The organism is Neorhizobium sp. T25_13 (assembly GCF_002968675.1).
GTDB lineage: Bacteria > Pseudomonadota > Alphaproteobacteria > Rhizobiales > Rhizobiaceae > Neorhizobium > Neorhizobium tomejilense.
This window is the reverse complement of record NZ_PVBI01000018.1, coordinates 24,621-45,323: the sequence shown is the minus strand read 5'-3', so window position 1 is coordinate 45,323 and position 20,703 is coordinate 24,621. Positions and strand designations below refer to the sequence as shown.

The following is a 20,703-nucleotide window of genomic DNA, read 5'->3' as shown; positions in this document are numbered from 1 at the left end:
TTGAAAGGAAGATTTATCCGGGTAAAATGAACCCGTCAATCAGGATCAGGCGGTCCGCTGTCTGAGGCGCCCCAAACCGTCGCGAAGATGGCCAGCGGCGCGGATGATCGCCCGCCGCGCCGGCGGTTCGATAGTCCTTGCGATTATCCAAGCGACGAAGAGCAGGGCAGCAACCAGCACGAGGGCTACGAGCCAGCGGTTCTGATCCGTGCCGAAACGGGCAAACACCGCGTAACCGATATTCTGGTGCAGCAGGTAGAGCGGATAGGTGAGGCCGCCGAGCCCGATCGCCAGTGCCGGAGAAATGCGCATCGACGGCGCCGTGGCGCAGACCGCGACCGCTGCCAGCGCCAGCGGCCCGATGAGCGCGAGCCCGACGGCGCTGCGGCTCAGCCCGTATGTTGCGATGAAATCCGGTTCAGTCAGGAAGGGCGTGGCGATTGCCCAGCAGACGGTGGCTGCGAGCACGCAGAGGCTCGAAGGGGAAACATACTGCCTCACCTTGTAGAGCGCCAGGCCGAAGGCGAAATAGCCGGAATATTCGGTGATCAGCAGTTTCTGGATCGCGCCGCTGCCGATGAAGGCCTCGTTGACGACCGAAATCGCCAGCCATGCCAGCACGACAACGCGCCAGCCTCGCTCAAAAAGGCCGGTGGCGATCAGCAGGAAAACCCAGCCGTAGAAGATGATCTCGTAGGCGATTGTCCAATAGGCACCGTCGAGAAATGGCTGGCCGAGGCCGCGCGAGATGATGACGACATGCGCCAGCCATTGCCTGACCGTCGGCGGATCGAGGGTCGGTACGTGCCAGACGGCAAGCACGACGGCGGTGATCGTCGCGCAGACGATGAAGGTCGGCCAGAGCCGCGCGAAGCGTCCGGCGGCAAAGTCATAGGCCGTGCGGCCTTCTGCCGACATGGTGATGACATAACCGGAAATCGCAAAGAAGATCAGCAGGCCGGTATCGAACCACATGGCAAAGGGTGCGAGCTCCGGAAAGCCGACGCCACCGCCCTCGCCGGAAATCCGCATGCGGAAACCGTAGTGGAACGTCAGCACCATCAGCGCCGAGACGAGGCGCAGGATATCCAGGTTCAGCAGCCTTGGCGTCTTCGGGGCCGTCATCCGATCCTCTGGGGTAAAATAGCTTAAGGCCGGACCCTATCGCACCTGCCTTTGGAAAAGGTGAATCCTTCCCCGAGAATACGAGCGGTCCGGCTGGCCAGTCTCAGGTAACGCCAAGGACTTCACTTTCCTTGACGAATATCGTTTCCTGCCAAATTCAAGACGGGACCCATGGACAGTCCCGAGGGAGGTTTCGATGTCGGTTTTTCTCTGCGGCGCCTGCGGCACTTCCTTTCAGGAAGCCGAGGAAGCGCCGGAAGCGTGCCCCATCTGCACAGACGAGCGCCAATATATACCGCCTTCGGGCCAAGCCTGGACGACGACGGAAAAGCTCGCACGGACGCACCGAAATTCTTGGGTGCAGCTCGAGCCGGAGCTGTTTGCGATCCAGACCGCCCCCGCCTTCGCCATCAACCAGAGGGCCCTGCTCCTTCGCACGCCGGCGGGAAACATCCTTTGGGATTGCATCGCGCTCCTCGACGATGCGACCAAGGCGATCATCCAGTCGCTGGGCGGCCTCAGCGCCATCGCGATCTCCCATCCGCACTATTACACGACCATGCAGGATTGGGCCGCCGCCTTCGATGCGCCGATCTATCTGCATGCCGCGGACAAGGAGTGGATCTGCCGTCCGTCGGATCACGTCCGGCTGTGGGACGAGGATGCGCTGGTGCTTTCCTCGTCCGTCACGCTGGTTCATGGCGGCGGACATTTTGCCGGCGGCACTGTCCTGCATTGGACGGGCGAAGACGACAAGGGCGTGCTGCTGGCCGGAGATATCGTCCAGGTCACGCCGGGCGCCGACCACGTCTCCTTCATGTGGAGCTATCCCAACATGCTGCCGCTCAGCGCCGCCGAAGTTGCCGATGTCGCGGAGCGGCTGGCGCTTTGGCCTTTCGAGCGGATCTACGGCGCCTTTTCGCACCAGAATGTCCGTCAGGATGGGCAGGCGATCGTCGCCCGCTCCGCCAGGCGGTATATCGACCGGCTCTCCAAATGAAGAACGCGCGGGCGTTGCCGCCCGCGCGTCCGATAGTCCCGAGAACCAGATCGCTTATTTCAGGCCGAGAAGCTTCTTGGCATTGCCCTCGTAGATCTTCTGGCGGGTGGCGTCGGAGATGTCCATGTTGTCGAGAACCTGGATGGTCTCGCGGATGTACATCGGGCCACCTTCCGGATCGAACGGTGCGTCGGACGCGAACAGCACGCGGTCTTCGCCGAAGAATTCGATGGCGTGCTCGATTGCCTTGGTCGAACCGAAGCTCGCGGTATCGGCATAGAATTCCTTGAAATATTCGAGATGCGGACGCTCGAGAGCCTTCAGCACGACCGAAAGGTCGCGGTCGGACGTGCGCTTGCCCATCTGATCCCAGCCGGCACCGACGCGGCCTTCGAAGAAGGGCACCATGCCGCCGGCATGGTGGGTGACGACCTTGAGACCCTTGTACTTGTCGAAGATGCGCGAGAACACGAGGCGCGCCATTGCCGCCGAGGTTTCATACGGCCAGCCGAAGGTCCAGAAGATCTCGTATTCCGAACGGTCTTCGGTCAGGTAGTCCGGGAAGTTGGCGCCGCGCGACGGATGCAGGAAGACCGGCTTGCCCGACCTTGCCATGTATTCGAAAAAGGGCTCGAACTGCGGCAGGTCAAGCGGCTTGCCGCTGTAATTGGTGAAGATCTGGACCGCACAGGCGCCGAGATCTTCGACGACCCGCTTGGTTTCCGCCATCATCCATTCCTGGTTTTCCATCGGCACGGTGGCGATGAAGGCCGGGAAGCGTTCCGGATATTTGTCGCACAATTCTTTCTGGGAATCGTTGCCGATCCGACCGAGGTCATAGGCGCGCTCAGGCCCGGCCAGCTTTTCCAGCGGCGGGGAAGCGAGCGACAGGACCTGCTGGTAGTCCTCGCCGAACATGTCCATCACCTGGAAACGGCGGTCGAGGTCCGTCATCATCGGCACCGCGCCGCTGCGCATGGTGACGTCGGTCATCGTGCCGATATAGCCGATCAGCTTGTCGAAAAAAGGCTTCGGCCAGATGTGGTTGAAAGCGTCGATCTTCTTCATGGAATGCTCCTCCTGTCTGTCCTGCTGCGGCACCGTGAACTTAAGGGAAGTCCAGTGCCCCGAGGCGTTTAAAAAAATCCGCGAGCCGAGCGATGCCGAGATCTCGGCAATGCTCCGTCGCGGCAAAATGCGAAGGCAGGCACCGAAAGTCAACACATTTTCTTGTATTATGAGATTATCGACCAGAAATCCTGTGCCGATGCGAGGCCAGCGCGGCGGTGATCTCACCGGCTGCGAGCAAGACTTCCCGGCCGATATCCTCCACAGCGGAGCCGCTGGCGTGTTCTTGAGCGATCGTTACCGAAAAGCTGGCGATGGGGCTCTGGCCCGCATCGAAGATCGGTGCCGCGAAACCGACGACACCGGGTGTCACCTCGCCATGGGCCACGGCGTAACCCTTCTTGCGCACCGACTTCAGCCCGTCGAGGACGGCTTCCACGGTATCGCCGGCGCCTGCCGCCTGCCAGTCGTCGAGCGTACGATTGATCAGCGGCACCAGGTTGCGGCGCGGCAGGAAGGCGACGATGGACCGCCCGATCGCGCCCCGGCTGAGCGGCATCGGCCTCCCGCGCGGATAGCTGCTGATCGCCTCGCGGCTGGAACTGATCGAATCGACGCAGAGGATCTTTTCGCCGTACCAGCGCACCAGAAGCGCCGTGCATTCGTATCGCCCCGTGAGTTTCTGGAGGTAGGGCGCGCCGGACAGGATGAGATTGTCGGATTTCCGCAGGAGGTAATCCATCTCCACCACCCTCGGGCCCAGCGTGAAGCCGGTATTCGGCATGGAGGTGAGGAAACCGCTGTCCTTCAGGATCTTCAGATAGCGATAGAGCGTCGGCCGGCTATAACCCAGCTCCTCCATCAGCTCTTCCGGGGTCCATTCCAGACGGTCCTCGGTGAAAACCTCAAGTACCGCCTGAAGGCGTTCGAGACTGTTGACGGCCTTTTTTCTCAAAGATGCTCCCGCTCTTTCCTGACGGCGCGCGACATCAGACCGGCCGGACCTATGCGGCAATAACGATAACTGCGAAAACTGCAATGGCAAGTGGTGCTACTCGGCCGCCTTCAGGGGAGGCAAACGGCTGCCGCCAGGAGCGCTGACGGCCTCCTCCGTCGCGACCACGCGCCGGATCGCTGCCAGATATTCCGCCTGGAGAGCGGTCGGCTGCCAGTTGCGGCGGGTGGTGATGCCGATCGACAGCGGCTTTCCCGGCACTTCATAGTTCAGAAGCGTCAGGAATCCCGCCTTCAGCTCGTGCCGGAGCTGATGCCGGGACAGCAGCGCCAGCCGATCCGTCTGCATCAGGATGCCACGCAAGGCCGTCAGCGAACCGGTCTCGACGGTCCCCTGCATCTGCGGTCCATCGGGAAACTTCGCCGCCAGGGCATCGAACGTGTTGCGGTTGGGCGTCCCCTTGCGCGCCACCACCCATGGATAGGAGGCAAGTTCGGCAAGCGAGACCTCCGTCTTGCCCGAAAGCGGATGACCGGCACCCGCGACGACCGCCAGCCGAAAATCGAAAAGCGGCTCTTGGCCGAGTGTCGGCGTCAGGCGGCTGCGCAGCGCCCCGAGCAGAAAATCGATATGTCCCATTTCCAGATCGCTGAGGAGCTGCTCGTAGCTGCCTTCGAGGATCTCGAACCGCGCCAGCGGATGGGTGAGGGCCAGCGAGGCAATGGCATCGGGCACGATGGTGGTGCGCGCCATGGGCAGCGCGCCGATCGATACCAGGCCATCGAACTTGCCGCGCAGTTCCTGCACTTCCTCGGTGGCGTTGCCGAGCTCTTTCAGCGAAAGGCCGGCCCAGCGGGCAACGGCCCGACCGGCACCGGTGAACCGCGTCGCGCGGCCATCGGCCTCGAAAAGGCTTGTGCCGAGGATTGCCTCCGCGTTGCGCGCCGTGCGCTGAACCGCGGCGCCCGATTGGTCGAGGATACGCGCGGCACCCGGAAACCCTCCGGTCTGGGCAAAGGCCTGCAGCGCGCGCAGGTGGGAGATCGTCAGCCTTGCATCGGCACCGGAGCCGCGCGAACCCAAATCCGCCTGGAGCCTCTGGCAGCCGGTCCGGATAAGATCGAGCGCCCTGAGCGACCGGGTCTGGACGACCCGGCCTGCCGGCGTCGCCATCGCATGGCCGGGCCCGCGCTCGAGAAGCCGCGTTCCAAAGCGGTCTTCGAGACGGGAAATCGCCTGGGAGGCCGCCGGCTGGGTGACGCCGACGATATCGGCCGCCCGCGTCAGCGAGCCGGTGCGCAGGCAGGCGCAGAAAAGACGGATATGGCGCAGATTGGGATAGTCCACGTGCCTGTCCTCCCCTGCCTTTTTCCTCCCGGCAGCGGGTCGAAGCGGTGCAAGTCCGGCACTTGCCCCGCTTCGGTTAATTCACGGTGCGACGTTGCGCTCGCCGGTCAGCTGTTCGTTCATCCATTCCGCGCTGGCACGGATGCCGCCGAGCGGGAAGACATGGATCTGCTGGATCAGGCTTTCCGGATGGGAAGCCTTATAATCGGCGATCTCGGTCAGCACTTCCGTCGGCTCGTAGGGAACCAGGAGCTTGCTGAGGTCCATCGCGCGCTTTTGCAGCACGCCGAGCGAGGGGCCGACGCCACAGGCGATGGCAAACTTGATGAGTGTCTGCAGCTTGGTCGGGCCGGCAATGCCGAGATGGATCGGCAGCTTGACGCCGGCGGCAGCGATGCGCTCGGCCCAGGCGATGACCGGCTTGGCATCGAAGGCGAACTGCGTCGCGATCGCCATCTCCGCATCGGTGCGCTCGGAATAGGCCTGCTTGAACTTCAACGCCTCGTCGACGATCCTGTAACCGCCATCCTTGTCGATGTCCTTGTTGCCTTCCGGGTGGCCGGCGACATGCAGCCGCTTGAAGCCGTAGCGGTCGAACAGGCCGGTCTCGATCAGCTGGATGGAACTGTCGAAATCGCCAGCCGGCGTCGATACGCCGCCCCCGAGCAGCAGCGCCTGGTCCACGCCCGCCTCGTTTCTGTAGCGCTTGATCCAATCCTCCAGGATCGCATGGCTTGCAATGATGCGGGAGGGAAAATGCGGCATGACGGGGAAACCGTCCTCGTGCAGGCGCCTTGCGGTCTGCACCATGTCCTCGATCGGCGTCCCGTCGATATGGGCGATATAGACCCGGGTGCCCTTCGGCAGCAGTGCCTTGAAATCTTCGATCTTGGCCGCCGTGCGCGGCATGACTTCGATGGAATAGCCGTCGATAAGGTCCCTGAAGCTGACCGGCTCCACGGACTTCTCTTCCTGCTTGCCCCTGAACAGATTCAAAAATGCCATTGTTGATCCTCCCCCCGTTTAGCCAGTGAAAAACGTCCGGTCAGACGGACGGAGCGGCGTGCGAGAACAGCCCGTTCTCGCACGCCCTTCGATTAGAGGGCCTTCTTTGTGCGCCAGCTTTCGGCGTAATTTTCACGCGCTTCCTGGGCGTAAGGCACGGCTGCGACGCGAACGCGAATCTCGGCTTGGCGGTGACCCTGCTCGACGGAGGTCTTGGAAGTACCGCCATCCGGCTCGCCCCAGATGAGCGTCAGGATGTCGTTTTCCTCGATGTCGGCATCGACGACGCCGAGCGACAGCATGGAACGCTCGTTGTAGCTATAGCCGTTGAACATCGACAGGCCGACGACCTTGCCGTCCTTCAATACCTTGTCGAAGCTCGACGAGGCGTAGTTGGAGAGCGGGAAGTCGATCCACTTGGCGGCCTGTTCGCCGGGCTGGAAAGCCGAAGCGATGACCTTGACGACGTCGTCGGAATTCCACTCGAAGGTGACCTTGCGGCGCTGCGGGGTTGCCTTCTGCTTCTCGACGGCGGCGCGGCCGACGAAGTCGTGGTCGAATTTGACGTAGACGCCGTAACCCAGTTCGTAGGGGTTGAGGTAATAGTCTTCGATCTTGTCGGAGACGTAGCTGCCGCCGATCGAGCCCGAAGCTTCGTAGCTCTGGGCAGAAAGCCAGTCGCGATAGGCCTGCAGTTCGTCGCCGGTGTAGATCGCCGGAAGCGGCGACGGGATCCAGCCGGATTCCAGGGTGTTGGTGGCGTAGGCGCGGCTGCCGACCGGGCGCAGATCGACGCCGGCTTCTTCAGCAGCCTTGATGATGGCGGCGCGGACTTCGTCCTTCTCCGCATACGGACCCCAGATTTCGAGACCCGGAGCGCCGGCCATGCCGTGGCGCAGAGCCTGAACCTTGCGGCCGCCGACATTGATCCAGTCGACGTGGAAGAACTTGATCTCCGGGATCGGGCCGCCGTTCATCTTTTCAAAGACCTTCGGCGCATCCGGACCCTGGATCTGGAAGCGGTAGTGGATGCGGGTGACGAGCTTGCCGTCCGGGCGCGAGGGCGAACGCGGGTCGTGGGTCAGCTTGACGTTATATTTGCCGAGCGACGCGTTGTAGAGCAGCCAGTTGGCGGTCGGCGCGCGGCCGACGAGCACGAACTTTTCTTCCGTTTCGCGGAAGATGATCATGTCGCCAATGACGTGGCCGGCAGGCGTGACCGGAACGTAGTGCTTGGCGCGGTCGACGCCGAAATTGGCAAAACTGTTGATCGACAGGCTTTCGAGGAACTTGGCGGCGTCCGGGCCTTCGACGACCAGTTCGTCCATGTGATGCGACTGGTCGAAAAGAACCGCGCCTTCACGCCATGCAGCCTGTTCCGAACGCCAGTTGGAGAATTCCGGAGCCACGACCGGGTATACATAGATGCCGGTCTTGGAGTTGCGCAGATGCTCGACGGTGTTGCCCGCATCCTTCAAAACTTGAGTGAGATTGGCCTGAGTCACGGAATTCCTCCCTATGGTTTGTCTGTGGCTTGCAATGTCGTGTATACATGACGGCATCGGAAGACAAATTCAAGGGGAAATATTCGGCAGGCTGACGATCGCCTCGGGATAGTAAACCGAAGGCTTCCGTCCATCAAAACCCGCAGCAGGCGGTCGGCTCTCAGGAGTTGAGGAGCACCAGGCCGGGAACGGTGAGCATCAGTTCCGGATCCTCGAACACGGCGTATTCGAGGTTCTTACGAGCGATGCGGGCATGCTCGCGGGCGATGAATTCCGCTCTTGCACCTTCACGACCAGCGATCGCCTGCACCAAGGTACGATGCTGTTCCTGCGCGATATGCAGCGACTGACGGAAGGCCGCCACGTGGGCTCGGCCTGACAGGAAAGCCGATGGCGACGCGAACGGCAGCCGTGTCGCGCGCTCGACCTCCCGCTGGATTACCGTGCTGCCGGAAAGCTCGACCAGCACCACATGAAATCTTGCGTTCGCCTCCGAATAAGCTTCCAGATCCACCTCGTCCGCGGCTTCGCCGAAACAATCGTCAAGCCGGGCCTGGATTTCCCGAAGCTGATCCAATCCCGCCTGGGAGACGCCGCGTTCGGCGGCAAGCCGCGCCGCCGTCCCTTCCAGCACGCCGCGCAGCTCGATCGCATCGACGGCATCCGCATAGGTGAAGCTTCGGACCACGAAACCGCCATTCGCCAACCGGTCGAGCAATCCCTCCTCTGCAAGACGCGACATCACCTCGCGCACCGGCGTCCGGGAAATCTGCAGCGTCTCGGCCAGCGAAACTTCGAAGAGCCGAGTGCCGCCCGGGTAGTCGCCGCTCAGGATCTTCTTGCGCAGCTCCATCAGCGCGCGCATCGTGTGGGTCGTTCTCGAGGTCTCTTCCAAATCCGCACCTTTGCCTGAAGACAAGCCGGCGCAACCTCCGCCTGTCGATCGGCAAATCTTAGCCACATCTGATGGATTGGCCAAGCCTCATGTATACAGGGGGCTGAGGCTGTGGATGATGATGCGGGTTTGGAGCGCAAATGCATGGCGCGTATACAAGGCAACGCGCTGAAGAGGCGGGCTTATTTGCCTCGACGCCGAGCCGAAAGGACCCGCGCGACGGTTTCCCTGAGATCGCCGGCAGGCTTCACGCCGCTCGCCGCCATCTCGTCCTGAACGGCGGCAATCTCGCGCGCAAGACCGCCGTTCAGCCCCAGCGCATCGAGGGTAACGCCGCTTTCGCGCATCTCCGCGGCCCGGCGGCGGCCGTGGCGGGTCGTGCGCTCGAACTGGTAATCCGGAAATTTCGACCAGTCGAGGCCCGGAAAGCTCTGGGAGAGCGAGGCCAGGATCTCCTCGAAACAGCCCGAGGCCTCCGCCGCAAGCAGCGCCTCGACGGTGATTGCTTCAAGACCTTTCACGAACAACGAGCGCACCATCTTGATGGCTGTCGCCGAACCGACCGCCTCGCCCGCGACATCGGCGCTGAAGCCAAGACCGCGAAAACGTTCCAGAAGCTCGGCCGCACTCTTGCCGGCAATCAGAACCGGCGTCGCATGGCCCTTCGGATGGACAGGGGCCATCACGGCCATGTCGAGATAGTCGGCACCGGTCTGGTCGACCAGCGCGGCAGTCTCGCGCTTGCGGCCGGGGGACACGGAATTGATGTCGATCAGAAGTGCGCCCTGGCCGAGATGCGACACGATCGACCGCGCGGCAATGAGGCTCTGGTCGGCGGTGACCGCGCTGAAGATCCACTCGGCATCGGCAATACCCGCAGGCGACGCTTCCGGTCGCACGCCACGGCTCGCCATCGCCGCCTGCATCTCGCCCGCTTTTTCGGCATCGTTAAGCAGCAGGTCGTAGGCACGAAATTCGCCATCATCGAGCTTCGGCGCCAGGCTGTCGTGAAAGGCGCGTGCCGCCTCGCCAAAACCCAGAAATGCGATCCTCATAGCCGTGTCCTATTCTCGGTCGCCGAAAACCACGCCGTCGAAAAGCTTGCGCGCCGTGCGCAGCACCGCCGCGCGATAGACTTCGCCGCCCTTCATGGTGGCAATGACGCTCATCTCGCCGGTCGGATGTTCGATCGACAGCAGCTTCTCGTCGCCTTCCGGAATGACGGCCAGTTCCGAAGCCGGACCTTCCGGCAGGAGGCAGGCGGTCGCGACGCTGACAGCACCGAGCACGCCGATCGCATCATGGCACGTATGCGGGATGAAGGTGCGGGTCGAGATCGCCCCGCCCGCCGTCGGCGCGGAGACCATCGTCATCTTCGGCACGGATTTCTTGGTAACGTCGCCGAGGTTCATCATCGGCCCGGCTTTCAGCCGGATCGCCTCCAGCTTGGCGCGCAGCTCCTGGTTCGCTTCGAGATCCTTCGGGCTCTCGGTGCCGGTAATCCCGAGCACGTCGCCGCGCATGACGACGCAGGGCATGCCGTTGTCGATCAGCGTGCAGGCGACGCCTTCGATCATGTCGACCGGGTTTCCGGTCGGCAGCAGCGCGCCGCAGGAGGAGCCGGCCGTATCGGCAAACACGATCGGCACCGGCGCTGAAGTCCCCGGCACGCCGTCGATCCGGGCCTCGCCCCTGTAGGTCACCTGGCCGCCGGGTGTTTCGATCGTCGCGATGGCGATCTGCCCGGTGTTTTCCATGAAGATCGAGACTTCGGTCTTGTCGCCCCGGGCGGCCACCAGCCCGCGCTCGATGGCAAAAGGCCCGATGCCGGCAAGGATATTGCCGCAGTTCTGCGCGTCGGTCACGATCGGTTGGTCGACGAAGACCTGCAGGAAGAGATAGTCGACATCGACCCCTTCCCGCTCGGATTTCCGGACCACCGCCACCTTGGAGGTCAACGGGTGGGCGCCGCCCATGCCGTCGATCTGGCGAGGGTCGGGCGATCCCATCGCCCGCAAAAGAAAATTGTCACGGTCGGCCGGCAGGTCCGAGGCGAGGAAATACCCGCCCTTGGAGGTGCCGCCACGCATCCACATGCAGCGGACGCCGGTTTCAGTTTCACTCATCTCGATCTCCCTTCTTCTCCCCGGTGAGGAAAAGAGAAAGCGGCCTCCACCGCTTAGATATACTTCAGGCCCTTTTCGGCGAGTTTGCCGCGCATGTCATAGATATCGAGGCCGAGTTCGCCGGCCGCGAGCCGCTTGCGCTTGTCTTCTTCAGCCGCGACACGGGCTTCCGCCTTCTTGGCAACCGCTTCGGCTTCTTCACGGGCAACCACGCAGACGCCGTCGTCATCGGCGACGATCACGTCGCCCGGCCGGACATAGGCGCCAGCGCAGACGACCGGAATGTTGACCGAGCCGAGCGTTTCCTTGACCGTGCCCTGGGCATAGACCGCCTTCGACCAGACCGGGAATTTCATCTGGGTGAGATCGACCACGTCACGCACGCCGGCATCGATGATCAGGCCCCTGCAGCCGCGCGCCTGGGCAGAGGTGGCAAGCAGGTCGCCAAAGTAGCCGTCTTCGCAGGGGCTGGTCGGAGCCAGCAGCAGGATGTCGCCGGCCTTCAGCTGCTCGATCGCCACGTGCAGCATCCAGTTGTCGCCCGGAGGTGCGGAGATGGTGACGGCGCTCGCCGCGAGGCGCGCGCCCGGATAGATCGGCCGCATGTAGCTGGCGAGCAGGCCCTTGCGGCCCTGCGCCTCATGCACCGTGGCGACACCGCAGGTTGCCAGCCGGTCGATGACCGACTGATCCGCGCGTTCGATATTCTGGACGACGACCGGCATCAGAGTTCGTCCCCTATCAAAGTTCGTCGACGGTGCGCGGGAAGACCGACTGGAAGCCCTCCGCATGGGTCGACTTGCGTCCGCTGGCCTGGCCGCCGGAATTGCGCATGAAGTGGTTGCCGCGGTTCTCGGCGACGTTCTTGTAGAAGTCCCAGAGATGTTCCTGGCCTTCCATGCACTGGATGGCCGCCCATTTCTTTTCCCAGACGGGCGAGATGTCGAGGAACGTGTCCGGCTTCCATTCCATCTGTTCGGTCTGGTGCGGCTCGAACAGGTAGAGCTGCGGCGCGCCAAGGATCTTTTCGCCCGGATTGTGGCCCCAGGCCTGGGCGATCATGCGCGCTTCGATCGCAACCTGCGTCGCGTACATGTGGTCGGTATTGTAGGGGTCCCACTTGGAATGGGAGAGCATGAATTCCGGCTGAACCTTGCGGATCACGTCGACCAGCTTGAACTTGGCGTCCTGGTCGACGACCAGCGGATAGTCGCCGAGATCGAAGAACTGGATGTCGGTGACATCTAGCGCTTTGGCCGCGTTCTCCGCTTCCCGGCGGCGCTCGGTCTTCACCTTTTCAAGCGTCATGCCCGGGTTTTTCCAGAGCTTGGCGCTTTCGCCGCGCTCGCCATAGGACAGGCAGACGACGGTGACGTCGTAACCCTTTTCCTCGTGAAGCGCGATCGCCCCGCCGCAACGCCAGACGAAATCCGCCGAATGGGCGCTGATGACCAATGCTGTCTTTGCCATGGGATGCCTCTTGACTTACTTGTGTGCCACCGGCGGCGTGCCGTGCGTGTGGAAGGTTTCGATCGTCTTCATGCCCCAGGCCTGGCCCTTCTTGCGATCGGCTTCGGTCCAGACGACCGGCTTCCAGTCGGGACGAAGGATCAGGCGGGCGCCTGCATTGGCAAGCTCGACGCGGTTGCCGGCAGGCTCCCAGACATAGAGGAAGAACGTGCCCTGGATCGCATGCTTGTGCGGGCCGGATTCGATGTGCACGCCGTTTTCCAGGAAGATGTCGGCGGCGCGCAAAATGTCCTCGCGCTGGTCGCAGGCATAGGTGACATGGTGGAAGCGGCCGTGCGAACCGGTATGGTCCTCGGAGCAGGCAAGGTCATAGGTCTTGTTGTTAATGGTGAACCAGCAGCCGCCGATCCGGCCGTTGTCGAGCTGGATCATTTCGGTGACCCGGCTGCCGAGCGCCGTGGTCATGAATTCGCGGATCAGGCTGACATCGGCAGCGAGCAGGTTGACGTGGTCGAGGCGGCGCGGGCTTGCGCCGCGGCCGTGGTAACGCTGGGCGATGTTCTTGAGCGCCGGCTTTTCTTCCGGCGGCGCCACATATTCCCTGGTGTCCCAGTAGAGCTCGAACAGATGGCCGTCGGGGCTCTTGAACTGATAGGCGCGACCGTGACCGAGATCGCCTTCGGTCCAGCCGACGCCCCAGCCCTTTTCCTCGATTACCCTGACGCGGCGCTCCAGCGCTTCAGCGGACGAGGTGCGATAAGCGATGTGGCCGACACCGGTCGTGTGATGCCTGGTGAGCTTCAGCGTGTGGAATTCGTAGTCGTCATAGGCGCGCAGATAGACGCTGTCGCCCTCGCGGCCGCTTTCGGTCAACCCATAGACACGGGTGAAAAAGTCGAGCGACTCGTCGAAACGGTCTGAATAAAGCTCGACGTGGCCGAGATGGGCGACATCATAACAGGGTTCGGTCATGGCTTTTCCTAGATGGTCGATCTATCGCGCCCGGCGGACAGGCGCATCTCCTCCAAAAATCGAGCCCGCGTCCTCCACTCCAACACGGCCGGCGCATGGGCGCCGCAGCTTGGCATGAAGACATAAAAGCAGATCGGCAGCCTGACGAATAGGTTCTGCTGACGCGGCATAAGTTTTGGTTGAGATCAGGAAAAACCGCCCGGCAAACGGCGGGCAAAGACGGGTGTTAGAGACCCGAAGGAAAGGGCACGGCGGCAGAACCGCCGCGCCAGGCGATATTACGCGCCGAGATAAGGTGCGACTTCGTGAAAGCCGCGCCAGATCATCTCGAGCGCCACGTAAAGGATGACAGCAAGACCGACATAGGCAATCCAGCGATGCCTGTTGAGCAGGCGGGCGATGAAGCTTGCCGCAATACCCATCAGCGCGATCGAGAGGATCAGGCCGAAGATCAGGACTTCTGGATGTTCATGGGCAGCACCCGCAACGGCGAGCACGTTGTCGAGCGACATGGAGACGTCGGCAATGACGATCTGCCAGGCAGCCTGGGAGAAAGTCTTGCGCGGCGCACCGCCCGCGACCGTACCGTCGGCATTGAGGTCTGCATTCTGCAGCGCTTCGTTGGCTTCGTCCTCATGCTGATGGGGCGTGCGCAACTCGCGCCACATCTTCCAGCAGACCCAGAGAAGCAGGACACCACCGGCCAGCAGCAGGCCGACGATCTGCAGAAGCTGGGTCGTGGCAAGCGCGAAACCGATACGCAGCACCGTCGCTGCGATGATACCGACCAGAATGGCTTTGGACCGCTGTTCCTTCGGCAGGCCGGCAGCAGCAAGGCCGATGACGATCGCATTGTCGCCGGCCAGCACGAGGTCGATCATGATAACCTGCAGGAGGGCGGACAATGCCTCCGGCGTAAAGAATTCCATCATTTGGCACCCAATCTCTCAAAAGGCGGGAGTGCCCGCGAGTGGACCGAGACGAACTTGAGACGCTCACGACCTGCATTTCCGCCTGTCGTAGGTCACCGCCGTTGTCGTCACATGATTTCCACGAACACCAGGCACCCAAGTTGGACTAAATCCAGTCCGACATCACAGCTCAAGCATGAACTGTCAGAGGGGCCCGGTCCTGGTGGCGTGAGATTTAGCGGCATGATCGCAGAAACTCAAGTGGCGAGTTTATGAAACAGCCGGTTTTGGGCTGTTTTCGCCCGGGATCGTTGAGGATCCGTTGTAATCCGTCCACAGCGCCAATAGCGGCATCGATGGAAGCGGCCACCGGGCTTGCAGCGAACCACACCAAGATTATGAAAGGGTGGGGTCGAGCTTGTCGCGCAGCCAGTCCCCGACAATGCTGATCGACAGCGTCGTCAGCATGATCACGACCGACGGAGCGAGCATGATCCACGGCGCGCGGGTCAGGTATTCGCGCCCGAAACCCACCATGTTGCCAAGGCTCGTCTCCGGCGGCTGCACACCGAGCCCCAGGAAGGAAAGACCGCTTTCCATCAGGATGATTTCCGGGAAGGTCAGCGTCATCGAGACGATCAGCGTCGAGGCGACGTTCGGCAGGATGTGGTGGAAATAGACCCGCGCCGGTGTTGCGCCGAGCTGCACGACGGAGGCCGCATAGCCTTGCGAGCTCGCCGAGATCGCCAGACCGCGGGCGATGCGGGCGTAACGCTCCCAGCCGTAGAATCCCATGAGGCAGACAAGCAGCACCATGGACGAGCCAAAGAAGGCGAGCACCGCAAGCGACATGATCAGGAACGGCAGCGCCGCCTGGAAATCGGCAAGCACCAGCACGAGATGTTCGACCGCACCCCGGAACTGCGCGGCCGCGAAGCCGAGCGCCGTGCCGAACACAGCAGACAGGATCGTGGCGCCGAAGGCGATGATCAGCGACACCCGGACCGACTGGAGGAGGCGCGAAAGCACGTCGCGGCCGAGTTCATCGGTGCCGAGCAGGTGTTTCAGGGCGCCGGGATGGGAAAGTCGGCTCGACAGGTCCATGGCGGTAATGTTGTAGGGGCGGATCTGGTCGGCGAAGATCGCCACCGCGACCATGGCCGCCAGCCAGAGAATGCCGAGCCCGACGGTGAATGGCACGTTGCGGCGCAGGCGCGAGATGAACGTCGCGTACCAGCCGGGCGTCCGCGGGGTTTCTGACAGATTGATCGTAGCCATATCTCTTTGTCCTCAATGCGCCGCGTTGGAGCGAAGGCGGGGGTCGAGCCAGCCATAGAGCAGGTCGACGACGAGGTTCGAAACCACCATGGTGGCTGCGATGATCAGCAGGATGCATTGGACGACGGCGAGGTCGCGGTTGCCGACCGAGACGATCAGCAGGCGTCCGATGCCCGGCCACGAGAAGATCGATTCGACCACGACGGCGCCGGCGATCAGCGAACCGACCATGAAGCCGACGATCGTCACGATCGGCACGGCCGCATTCGGCAACGCATGGTTCCAGACGACATCAGGCCATTTCAGGCCCTTGGCGGAGGCGGTGCGGATATAAGGCTGGCCCATCACCTCGATCATGGCGCTGCGCGAGAAACGGGCGAGGATGCCGATGCCGCCGATGCTCATGGTGATCGTCGGCAGTATGCCGTGCACCCATGTATCCTGGCCGCCGGAGGGCAATACCCCGAGAATGACCGCAAAGATCAGCACCAGCAACAGGCCCATCACGAAGGACGGGATCGTGAAGCCGAGGACCGCCAGCAGGATGACGCCGCGATCGGCGAAACTCTGGCGATGCAACGCCGCATAGACGCCGGCCGGAATACCCAGGACGAGTTTCAGGAGCAGCGCCGGCAGGGTGAGCTGCAGCGTCGCAGGCACGCGCTGCAGAACCAGATCCAGCGCCGACGCCTTGTCGCGCATCGACACCCCGAAATCGCCGCTGAAGATCGATTTGATATAGGCGAGGTATTGGACCCAGAGCGGCTGGTCGAGCCCCCACGCGCGACGGAACGCATCGACGGCCTCCTGCGGCACGTCCGGGCCGAGCATGACCTGCGCGGGGTCGCCCGACATGCGCAGTACGACGAAGGCGAAGGTGACGACGGCAAAGATGGTGATCAAGGCGCGAAGGAGCCGAACGGCTATGAAGCGGATCATCGAAGGCTCCTTTCAGGCTGCGATCGAGGCGGCTTCGCCGGCAACGACATGGCAAGCAGCCGTACGGCCATTGCCGATCGGGCGAAGCTGCGGCACGACGGAACGACAAACATCCCGCGCCAGTGCACAGCGCGGATGGAAGGCGCAGCCGGACGGACGGTTGGCCGGGTTCGGCGGTTCGCCCTGGAGGATGACGCGTCCTTCGAGGATCTTGCCCGGCACCGGCACGCTCGAGACCAGCGCCTTGGTATAGGGATGTTGCGGCGAGTGGAAAATCACGTCGGAAGAGGCTTCCTCGACGATCCGGCCAAGATACATCACCGCCACCCGGTCGGCGATGTTGCGCACCACCTTGAGGTCGTGACTGATGAACACCATGGCGATGCCGTTCTTTTCCTGCAGGTCGCGCAGCATGTTGACCACCTGCGCCTGGATGGAGACGTCGAGCGCGGAAACCGGCTCGTCGCAGACCAGAAGTTTGGGGCGCGCGGCAAGCGCGCGGGCAATGACGGCGCGCTGCCGCTGGCCGCCCGACAGTTCGTGCGGATAACGCCCGGCCTGATCCGGACGCAGCGCGACGGCCGTCATCAGCTCGGCAACGCGGGCTTCCTGATGCTGCTTCGGAATGAGCTTGTGGATATCCAGCGGTTCGCCGATCTGTTTTGCGATCGTCACGCGCCGGTCGAGCGCCGCCAGCGGGTCCTGGTAGACGAACTGCATCTTGGCCCGCAGCGCCCGCCATTGCGGCGTCTTCAGATGTGGCATCGGCTTGCCTTCGAACCTGACTTCGCCGCCCTGTGCGGCGTCGATGCCGAGCAGCATCCGGCCGAGCGTCGATTTGCCCGAGCCGGACTCGCCGACCACACCCAGCGTCTCGCCGGGCTTCAGCGCCAGCGAAATGCCGTCCACGGCGCGCACCGGATGCGGCTGTGCAAACAGGCCGCGGCGGATCTGGTAGATGCGAACGAGATTGTCCGCTTCGATGAGGGCGGTCATTGCAGCATGTCCTCGATCACTCTGGTTCTTGTCTCGACAGGCTCATTGGCCGGAACCGGCCGGAAGCAGGCGAGCTGCCGGCCGTCGGCCGACGTCTCGAGCGCAGGTCGCTCGCACCGACAGGCCTCGACCGCGCGAAAACAGCGTGGCGAGAAGGAACAGCCTTCGGGCAGATGTTTGGGGTTCGGGACCGTGCCGGGGATGGGAACCAGCCGGTGGCGGGGACCGTCGATCCGCGGGATCGCGTCGAAAAGACCGCGCGTATAGGGATGCCGCGGCTCGGAGAAGAGCTGGGCGACGCTGCCCTGTTCGACGATCCGGCCGGCATACATGACGCAGACCCGTTCGCAGACCTGGGAAATAGCGCCGAGATCGTGGCTGATGAACACCGTCGCCATGCCGGTCTCGGCCCGGAGCTGGATCAGCAGGTCGAGGATTTGCGCCTGGATCGTCGCATCGAGTGCCGTCGTCGGCTCATCGGCGATCAACAGGTCCGGCTCGCCGGCAAGCGCCATGGCGATCATCAGCCGCTGACATTGGCCGCCCGAGAATTCGTGGGGGTAGAGGTCGAAACGGCGGCGAGCGTCGGGAATGCCGACCATGTCCAACAGCCGTAGCGCCTCTCGTCTGGCCGGGTCGCCCCTGAGCCCACGATGCAGCGCCAGCGCCTCGACGATCTGGCGGCCGATCCGGAGGACCGGATTGAGCGAGCTCGACGGGTCCTGGAAGATCATCGCGATCCGGCCGCCGCGCACTTGTTCGAAGACCTCGCGGGGACCGCCGGCGAGTTCCTGTCCATCGAGCTGCACGGAACCGGTGACACTCGCCTTGCCGGGAAGCAGTCCCAGAGCCGCAAGCCATGTCACCGACTTTCCGCAACCCGATTCTCCGACGAGACCGAGCGCCTCGCCCCGGCCCACATTGAGATCGATGCCGTGCAGAACCTGGACGCCGTCAAAAGCGACCTTCAGGTCACGCAATTCCACCAGATTGGACGATGCCCTATCCATATCCTGCCATACTCCTGCCTTCCGCCGTTTCCGGCCGACGGCATTGCCGCTTTTCAAAACAGATGCTCCGGCGGCCCTTCGGTCGCCGGAGCGGTGGAGACAATCCGATCAGATCGCCCAGTTGGAGGAGCGGAAGTCCATCGCGAAGGCCGGAGCGGCCTTCCACTTGAGCGACGACTTCATGCCCGTGAACACGGCGTTCTGGTGCAGGACCTGATAGACCGGGTCTTCGCGCTCGCAGATTTCCAGCATGCGGGCGAAAGCCTTCTTGCGCAGCGCACGGTCGGTGGAGGTTTCCATGACCTGCGCAAGCTTGTTCATTTCGCCGTTCGTCCAGTCCTTCTTCTGCTGGACTTCACCATTGGGGCCGAACTGCACGACGAGGGGAGTGATTGGATCGTTGATCGTGTTGGAAGCCGACCAGTCGCGGACGCCCTTGACGCCTGCCGGATCGTGGATCTGGCCCCAGTTTTCCTTCATTTCGATCTGCACGTTGATGCCGACCTGCTTCCACATCTCGACCATGATCTGGCCGTTGGCCGTCTGGTTCGTGTAGTAGTTGTTGAGCAGGCGGTACGGGATCGGGTCACCCTTGTAGCCGGCCTGCTTGATGAGGTCCTTGGCCAGCTGCGGATTGAATTCCGGAGTAGCCCAGCCTTCGATGAACATGTCCGAGGTCCGGAAGGATTCGAACTGCAGACCGGCCGGGACGACGGTCTGGCCGGCCCAAAGGGCCTCGACGATCGCCTTGCGATCGATCGAGTGCGTCATCGCGCGGCGCATCAGCGGGTTGGCAAGGATCGGGTTCTGGGTGTTGAAGGTCGAAACGCGGTGGTTCCAGATGGTGGAGCTCTGAACTTCAAAGCCCTTGGCAGCCCTGATCGTGGCGATCTGGTCCGGCGGCAGGTCGCAGGCGAAGTCGTATTGGCCGGAAAGCAGGCCGTTGACGCGCGAGGCGACTTCCGGAACTTCGACGAAGCGGATCTGGGCGAGCGGCGGGCGGCCACCCCAGTACTGGTCGAAGGCGACGAGCGTCAGCGAGACGTCCGGCTTGTATTCGGCAACCATGTAGGGACCGGTGGTAACCGGCTTACGGGCCCATTCCGTAAAGGACTTGGCTTCGTCCCAGGCGCGGCGGTTGGTGATCTGGCTGCCGCCGGAATAAAGGCGACCTTCCAGCGTGACATCCGGCGTCGCGTTGTGGAAACGGACGGTGTACTTGTCGACGGCCTCGACGCCGGCAAGGGCCGGCCAAAGACGGCGACCGACGCCGGGAACGGTAGCCGGCAGTTCCTTGACGGTGGTCGGTTTGTGCTCGGATTCGAAGATCGTCTTGCCGCCGGCCGGCTCCGTATTGCCGAACACCCGCTCCCTGGAGAACGAGAACACGACGTCGTCGGCCGTCAGCTCATCGCCGTTGTGGAACTTGACGCCTTGGCGCAGCTTCAGTTCCAGCGTCTTGTCGTCGATGCGCTTCCATTCGGTCGCGAGACCCGGGATCGGACCCTGGTTGCCCATCCAGTTGCGCAGGATGAGGCCCTCCCAGAGATTCGGGAAGAAAACGCGCTCGCCGACATTCGACTGTTCGTGCCAGACGTCGAGCGTGTTGTTGTTGGTGATCTTCTGGACGGCGATGGTGATCGAGGGGCGCTTGTCGCCCTGTGCGATCGAGAAGCGCGGCAGGATCAGCGAACCGGCAGCGGCGCCGGCAAGACCAAGCGTGCTGCGGCGGGTGAAGTTGACCATGGAATTTGTCCTTTGGCTTCGGTTGATGGACGAGCTCGATCAGCCCCTCTGCGGGCTCGAGCGGTGACGGCTTAAGGGGTTCGCAGAGCCTGGCCCGCCAACGACACGCCATTTGCTCGGGCCGCGGACATGAAAGCCGCTCGCCCGATGAACAACGATAAGAAGCGTCTTGCTGCCGCTCACGACGACCCCCTGATTTACGGGGGTTATTTGGCCAGCCTGTGTTTCAGTTCCGTGACGCTATCTTGGCGATTCGATGAAATTGAACACGGATGCAAATTTCATCGTCTCGCGTTACAAATGTAATATTGCCGACACAAAATTCTGGCATCGAACCCTCTGCGTGGAGTTTCTT

Annotated in this window: 19 protein-coding genes; 1 reads left to right on the top strand and 18 read right to left on the bottom strand. The window is 62.8% G+C overall.

Going from position 1 to position 20,703, the window contains the following annotated elements; translation table 11 throughout:
- Nucleotides 1–45: 45 nt before the first annotated feature.
- Nucleotides 46–1,125, bottom strand: coding sequence for an acyltransferase (locus tag C5J22_RS27920; RefSeq protein WP_105440909.1), 1,080 nt, complete (start codon nt 1,123–1,125; stop codon nt 46–48).
- A 196-nt stretch (nt 1,126–1,321) separates the two neighbouring features.
- Between C5J22_RS27920 and C5J22_RS27915 the strand changes: the two genes are divergently transcribed.
- Nucleotides 1,322–2,125, top strand: coding sequence for an MBL fold metallo-hydrolase (locus C5J22_RS27915; RefSeq protein WP_105440908.1), 804 nt, complete (start codon nt 1,322–1,324; stop codon nt 2,123–2,125).
- 54 nt (nt 2,126–2,179) lie between these two features.
- Here the strand turns inward: C5J22_RS27915 and C5J22_RS27910 are convergent, their stop codons facing one another.
- The 17 genes from C5J22_RS27910 to C5J22_RS27830 form a co-directional block, all read right to left on the bottom strand.
- Nucleotides 2,180–3,193 (bottom strand): amidohydrolase family protein, encoded by a 1,014-nt coding sequence (locus tag C5J22_RS27910; protein WP_105440907.1) that lies wholly within the window; start codon nt 3,191–3,193, stop codon nt 2,180–2,182.
- Between the two features lie 175 nt (nt 3,194–3,368).
- The gene (locus C5J22_RS27905; RefSeq protein ID WP_105440906.1) at nt 3,369–4,148 is read right to left on the bottom strand and encodes an IclR family transcriptional regulator; all 780 of its coding nucleotides are present in this window, start codon (nt 4,146–4,148) and stop codon (nt 3,369–3,371) included.
- 96 nt (nt 4,149–4,244) lie between these two features.
- Nucleotides 4,245–5,495, bottom strand: a complete 1,251-nt coding sequence (locus C5J22_RS27900) for a LysR substrate-binding domain-containing protein (protein ID WP_105440905.1) — start codon at nt 5,493–5,495, stop codon at nt 4,245–4,247.
- 81 nt (nt 5,496–5,576) lie between these two features.
- Nucleotides 5,577–6,500 carry a 5,10-methylenetetrahydrofolate reductase gene (locus tag C5J22_RS27895; RefSeq protein ID WP_105440904.1) on the bottom strand — a complete coding sequence of 308 codons (924 nt, stop codon included), beginning with the start codon at nt 6,498–6,500 and terminating at the stop codon, nt 5,577–5,579.
- Between the two features lie 92 nt (nt 6,501–6,592).
- Nucleotides 6,593–8,005, bottom strand: a complete 1,413-nt coding sequence (locus C5J22_RS27890) for an aminomethyltransferase family protein (RefSeq protein ID WP_105440903.1) — start codon at nt 8,003–8,005, stop codon at nt 6,593–6,595.
- Nucleotides 8,006–8,165: 160 nt separating this feature from the next.
- Nucleotides 8,166–8,870, bottom strand: coding sequence for a GntR family transcriptional regulator (locus tag C5J22_RS27885; RefSeq protein WP_105440902.1), 705 nt, complete (start codon nt 8,868–8,870; stop codon nt 8,166–8,168).
- A 212-nt stretch (nt 8,871–9,082) separates the two neighbouring features.
- Nucleotides 9,083–9,955: an NAD(P)-dependent oxidoreductase gene (locus tag C5J22_RS27880; RefSeq protein ID WP_105440901.1), complete on the bottom strand. Its 873-nt coding sequence runs from the start codon at nt 9,953–9,955 to the stop codon at nt 9,083–9,085.
- Nucleotides 9,956–9,964: 9 nt separating this feature from the next.
- The gene (locus tag C5J22_RS27875) at nt 9,965–11,026 is read right to left on the bottom strand and encodes a 4-oxalomesaconate tautomerase (protein WP_105440900.1); all 1,062 of its coding nucleotides are present in this window, start codon (nt 11,024–11,026) and stop codon (nt 9,965–9,967) included.
- Between the two features lie 53 nt (nt 11,027–11,079).
- Nucleotides 11,080–11,751 (bottom strand): 4-carboxy-4-hydroxy-2-oxoadipate aldolase/oxaloacetate decarboxylase, encoded by a 672-nt coding sequence (gene ligK, locus C5J22_RS27870; protein ID WP_205837234.1) that lies wholly within the window; start codon nt 11,749–11,751, stop codon nt 11,080–11,082.
- Nucleotides 11,752–11,767: 16 nt separating this feature from the next.
- Nucleotides 11,768–12,496, bottom strand: coding sequence for a PIG-L deacetylase family protein (locus tag C5J22_RS27865; RefSeq protein WP_105440899.1), 729 nt, complete (start codon nt 12,494–12,496; stop codon nt 11,768–11,770).
- A 15-nt stretch (nt 12,497–12,511) separates the two neighbouring features.
- Nucleotides 12,512–13,468, bottom strand: a complete 957-nt coding sequence (locus C5J22_RS27860) for a VOC family protein (protein ID WP_046665259.1) — start codon at nt 13,466–13,468, stop codon at nt 12,512–12,514.
- Nucleotides 13,469–13,746: 278 nt separating this feature from the next.
- A complete protein-coding gene (locus C5J22_RS27855) occupies nt 13,747–14,400 on the bottom strand; it encodes a TerC family protein (protein WP_105440898.1) in 654 nt (217 codons plus the stop codon).
- Between the two features lie 375 nt (nt 14,401–14,775).
- On the bottom strand, nt 14,776–15,657 hold the full coding sequence (locus C5J22_RS27850) for an ABC transporter permease (RefSeq protein WP_105440897.1): 882 nt from the start codon (nt 15,655–15,657) through the stop codon (nt 14,776–14,778).
- 12 nt (nt 15,658–15,669) lie between these two features.
- A complete protein-coding gene (locus C5J22_RS27845) occupies nt 15,670–16,596 on the bottom strand; it encodes an ABC transporter permease (protein ID WP_105440896.1) in 927 nt (308 codons plus the stop codon).
- A 12-nt stretch (nt 16,597–16,608) separates the two neighbouring features.
- Nucleotides 16,609–17,592 (bottom strand): ABC transporter ATP-binding protein, encoded by a 984-nt coding sequence (locus tag C5J22_RS27840; RefSeq protein ID WP_105440895.1) that lies wholly within the window; start codon nt 17,590–17,592, stop codon nt 16,609–16,611.
- Nucleotides 17,589–18,602, bottom strand: coding sequence for an ABC transporter ATP-binding protein (locus tag C5J22_RS27835; RefSeq protein ID WP_105440922.1), 1,014 nt, complete (start codon nt 18,600–18,602; stop codon nt 17,589–17,591). Before C5J22_RS27835 ends, C5J22_RS27840 begins: the two co-directional genes overlap by 4 nt.
- Nucleotides 18,603–18,710: 108 nt before the next feature.
- Entirely contained in the window at nt 18,711–20,348 is a 1,638-nt protein-coding gene (locus C5J22_RS27830; RefSeq protein ID WP_105440894.1) for an ABC transporter substrate-binding protein, read from the bottom strand.
- Between the last annotated feature and the right edge of the window lie 355 nt (nt 20,349–20,703).

Bases quoted from the DNA above. Each gene is read 5' to 3' on its own strand.
- C5J22_RS27860 (WP_046665259.1), bottom strand. From the start codon at position 13,468: ATGACCGAACCCTGTTATGATGTCGCCCATCTCGGCCACGTCGAGCTT.
- C5J22_RS27850 (WP_105440897.1), bottom strand. From the start codon at position 15,657: ATGGCTACGATCAATCTGTCAGAAACCCCGCGGACGCCCGGCTGGTAC.
- C5J22_RS27880 (WP_105440901.1), bottom strand. From the start codon at position 9,955: ATGAGGATCGCATTTCTGGGTTTTGGCGAGGCGGCACGCGCCTTTCAC.
- C5J22_RS27865 (WP_105440899.1), bottom strand. From the start codon at position 12,496: ATGGCAAAGACAGCATTGGTCATCAGCGCCCATTCGGCGGATTTCGTC.
- C5J22_RS27875 (WP_105440900.1), bottom strand. From the start codon at position 11,026: ATGAGTGAAACTGAAACCGGCGTCCGCTGCATGTGGATGCGTGGCGGC.
- C5J22_RS27845 (WP_105440896.1), bottom strand. From the start codon at position 16,596: ATGATCCGCTTCATAGCCGTTCGGCTCCTTCGCGCCTTGATCACCATC.
- C5J22_RS27830 (WP_105440894.1), bottom strand. From the start codon at position 20,348: ATGGTCAACTTCACCCGCCGCAGCACGCTTGGTCTTGCCGGCGCCGCT.
- C5J22_RS27895 (WP_105440904.1), bottom strand. From the start codon at position 6,500: ATGGCATTTTTGAATCTGTTCAGGGGCAAGCAGGAAGAGAAGTCCGTG.
- ligK (WP_205837234.1), bottom strand. From the start codon at position 11,751: ATGCCGGTCGTCGTCCAGAATATCGAACGCGCGGATCAGTCGGTCATC.
- C5J22_RS27910 (WP_105440907.1), bottom strand. From the start codon at position 3,193: ATGAAGAAGATCGACGCTTTCAACCACATCTGGCCGAAGCCTTTTTTC.
- C5J22_RS27915 (WP_105440908.1), top strand. From the start codon at position 1,322: ATGTCGGTTTTTCTCTGCGGCGCCTGCGGCACTTCCTTTCAGGAAGCC.
- C5J22_RS27885 (WP_105440902.1), bottom strand. From the start codon at position 8,870: ATGCGCGCGCTGATGGAGCTGCGCAAGAAGATCCTGAGCGGCGACTAC.
- C5J22_RS27840 (WP_105440895.1), bottom strand. From the start codon at position 17,592: ATGACCGCCCTCATCGAAGCGGACAATCTCGTTCGCATCTACCAGATC.
- C5J22_RS27835 (WP_105440922.1), bottom strand. From the start codon at position 18,602: ATGGATAGGGCATCGTCCAATCTGGTGGAATTGCGTGACCTGAAGGTC.
- C5J22_RS27855 (WP_105440898.1), bottom strand. From the start codon at position 14,400: ATGATGGAATTCTTTACGCCGGAGGCATTGTCCGCCCTCCTGCAGGTT.
- C5J22_RS27920 (WP_105440909.1), bottom strand. From the start codon at position 1,125: ATGACGGCCCCGAAGACGCCAAGGCTGCTGAACCTGGATATCCTGCGC.